Source organism: Actinophytocola sp., assembly GCF_035942955.1.
Lineage (GTDB): Bacteria > Actinomycetota > Actinomycetes > Mycobacteriales > Pseudonocardiaceae > DASYTH01.
In genome coordinates this window covers 1-2,993 of record NZ_DASZCQ010000286.1, presented here as the reverse complement: position 1 = coordinate 2,993, position 2,993 = coordinate 1, and the positions used below count along the sequence as shown (strand labels likewise).

Genomic DNA, 2,993 nt, shown 5'->3' with positions numbered 1-2,993 from the left:
GGCCAAAGGCAGGGGAACCCCTGCCCCTTCCTGCTCCAGGAGACGCGGCACCTACACTCCGCCCGACCCCCGGACCCCAACAAGTCCTTGGCACACCGGCCCGGGAACCCCGCCATTCCCGAGTGCCACCCCGTCCGGCATCCTGACCCCCGTGATCGCGCGGCGCACGTGGCGGCGTCCGGCCAGGTTGGTGGTCGTCGCGTTTGGACTGGTGACCTTGGGCGGGACGGGGTTGCTGATGCTGCCCGTTTCGGCCGAGAGCGGGCACGGGACCGGCTTCGTCACCGCGTTGTTCACGGCGACCGGGGCGATCTGCGGCGGGCTGGCCTCGGTCGACACCGGGTCGCACTGGACGGTGTTCGGCGAGCTCGTGGTGCTGGCGCTGATCCAGGTGGGCGGGCTGGGGATCATGACGCTGGCGTCGCTGCTGGTGCTGCTCATGTCGCGGCGGCTGGGGATGCGGATGCAGCTGACCGCGGCGGCGGAGACGAGCTCGGTGGGAGTGGGGGACCTGCGGCGGGTGCTGGCGGGGGTCGTCGTGGCCAGTTTCCTGATCGAGGCGGTCACGGCGGCGGTGCTCATCGCACGGTTCGCGACCAGCTACGGCATGCCGTTCGGCCGGGCCGTCTACCACGGCGTCTTTCATTCGATTTCGGCGTTCAACAATGCCGGGTTCGGGTTGTACCGGGACAACCTGATCGGGTTCGCGACCGATCCCATCGTCATGGTGCCGGTCATGGTGGCGATGATCGCCGGTGGGCTGGGATTTCCGGTGCTGCTGGAAATCGCGCGGCGGCTGCGGCGCAAACCCATGCACTGGTCCATCCACACCAAGATCACCATTGGGGTGTATCTCGGCCTGACGGTCGTGGGTGGGCTGGCGATCGTGGGGCTGGAATGGGCTCAGCCGGGCACGCTGGGGCCGATGGGCGTCGGCGACAAGCTCATGGTGGGGACGTTTCACAGCGTGACGCCGCGGACGGCGGGATTCAACAGCCTCGACGTGGGTCAGCTGCAGCCGGCGACGTTGTTGGTCACCGATATTTTGATGTTCATCGGGGCGGGGAGCGCGAGCACCGCGGGCGGGATCAAGGTGACGACGTTCGCGTTGCTGGCGTTCGTGATGCTCGCGGAGGTGCGCGGGGAGCCGACCGTGCACGTCCTCGGACGGCGGTTGCCGGCGACCGTGCAGCGGCAGGCGTTGACGGTGGCGCTGCTCGGGGTGGGGGTGGTGATCGCCGGGACGTTGGGCGTGCTGGTGCTGACCGAGCTGCCGCTGGACGTGGTGCTGTTCGAGGCGTGCTCGGCGTTCGGGACGGTGGGGCTGTCCACCGGGATCACCGGGCAGCTGCCGGCCGCGGGACAGTTGATACTGGTGGCGCTGATGCTGATCGGGCGGCTCGGGCCGATCACCGTGGCGTCGGCGCTGGCGTTGCGGGAGCGGCCACGGCGCTACGAGCTACCGGAGGAGCGACCTGTCGTTGGCTAGGCGGAACAATCAGGCGGACGGGCTGCCGATCGCCGTGCTCGGGCTCGGGCGGTTCGGCAGCTCGCTGGCAATCGAGCTGGCCAGGGACGGGCGCGAGGTGCTTGGCATCGACGCCGACGAGCGGCTCGTGCAGGACCACGCCGAGGAGCTGACCAGGGCGGTGGTCGCCGACACGACCGACGCCGACGCGCTGCGGCAGCTGGGGGTGCCGGACCTGGAGACGGCCGTGGTGGCGATCGGGGACAACCTCGAGGCCAGCATCCTCACCACGTCGCTGCTCGTCGACTTCGGCATCGCCAACATCTGGGCCAAGGCGACCAGCCGGGAGCAGGGTCGCATTCTGCAACGGATCGGCGCGCATCACGTCGTGCTGCCCGAGCACGACATGGGCGAGCGCGTCGCCCACCTGGTCACCGGGCGGATGCTCGACTACATCGAGTTCGAGGACGACTATGCGCTGGCCAAGACCATCGCGCCGGCCGAGGCGGTCGGGCGCTCGCTCGGGGAAAGCCAGCTGCGCAGCAAGTATCGGGTGACCGTGGTCGGGATCAAGCGGTCCGGCGAGGGGTTCACCTACGCCACCGCCGACACCGTCGTGCGCCGGGGCGACGTGCTGATCCTGGCCGGGCGCACCGCCGAGGTGGAGCGGGTCGCCAACCTCAGCTGAGAAACTCCGTTGCCGCCAGCGTGGACCGGTCCACACAATCGGCGGGTGAGATCGGCACGCCGGCAGGGGGCGCGCCCCAAGGTGGTGTTCACCAAGGGCGCGGCGGGCGCGTACTGGTGTCACGTGCACCGGCCGGACGGCGCGGTGGTGTTCGTGCCCAGCTTCGACCGCACGCACCGCATCCCGCACGACCTCGCGCACGTCGCCACCGAACGCGCGCTGTGGATGACCGACGGGGTGTTCGGCAGCATCATGGCCGGCGCCCTGTTCGGCGACATGCGGGTCGTGTCCGGTCCGCGCCGCCACGACGAGCGGCAGCGTTCCGACCGGATCGTGCGGGCCAACTCCGCGTCCCGCGCGCTGACCGTCGCCGAGGCGCTGGCCGGTCTGGTGCACAAGGCGGTGGAGACCGGTGACCACGACCTGCTCGGCAAGGCACGCAAACAATGGGGAGCCGTGCGCCAGGACCCGTTCCCCTACCCCGCCGCCGCGCTGGCCTCTGCCCGCACCCTCCTCGAGGAGCTGGCCAACCGCTGGGCGGCGCTGCCGGTCGACGGTGAGCTCGAGGTCAGCTGGGCTCCCCGCGGCCGAGCAACTCGGTCAGCCCGGCCAGCTCCAGCAGAGCGAGCAGGGCGGGATCGACGCGGCGCAGCCGAATCCGGCCACCGCAGCGCAGCGCGGTGAGTTGCAGCCGGGCCAGCGCGTCGACGACCTCGGCGGCCGATCCGGACCGCAACTCGACGTCGCAGCTCAGCACGACCACCGGATAGACGTCGTCAGGGTCCACACCAAGGCAGACCCCCGCCGCCCCGGAAACTCGTCGCGACGAGTTTCCGG

The 2,993-nt window shown here is 70.6% G+C and carries 4 protein-coding genes; 3 read left to right on the top strand and 1 reads right to left on the bottom strand.

Features of this window, described 5'->3' with window-relative positions:
• The first annotated feature begins 151 nt into the window (after positions 1–151).
• The 3 genes from VGX25_RS29115 to VGX25_RS29105 are packed head-to-tail and all read left to right on the top strand — an operon-like array spanning position 152 to position 2,840.
• A complete protein-coding gene (locus VGX25_RS29115) occupies positions 152–1,489 on the top strand; it encodes a TrkH family potassium uptake protein (protein ID WP_326921131.1) in 1,338 nt (445 codons plus the stop codon).
• Positions 1,482–2,156: a TrkA family potassium uptake protein gene (locus VGX25_RS29110; RefSeq protein ID WP_326921130.1), complete on the top strand. Its 675-nt coding sequence runs from the start codon at positions 1,482–1,484 to the stop codon at positions 2,154–2,156. The genes VGX25_RS29115 and VGX25_RS29110 overlap by 8 nt, the downstream gene beginning before the upstream one ends.
• Positions 2,157–2,201: 45 nt before the next feature.
• Positions 2,202–2,840, top strand: a complete 639-nt coding sequence (locus VGX25_RS29105; protein WP_326921129.1) for a hypothetical protein — start codon at positions 2,202–2,204, stop codon at positions 2,838–2,840.
• Here the strand turns inward: VGX25_RS29105 and VGX25_RS29100 are convergent.
• The coding region (locus tag VGX25_RS29100) for a hypothetical protein (protein ID WP_326921128.1) at positions 2,725–2,993 on the bottom strand (269 nt) is incomplete at its 5' end. The two genes, VGX25_RS29105 and VGX25_RS29100, sit on opposite strands and share 116 nt — an antisense overlap.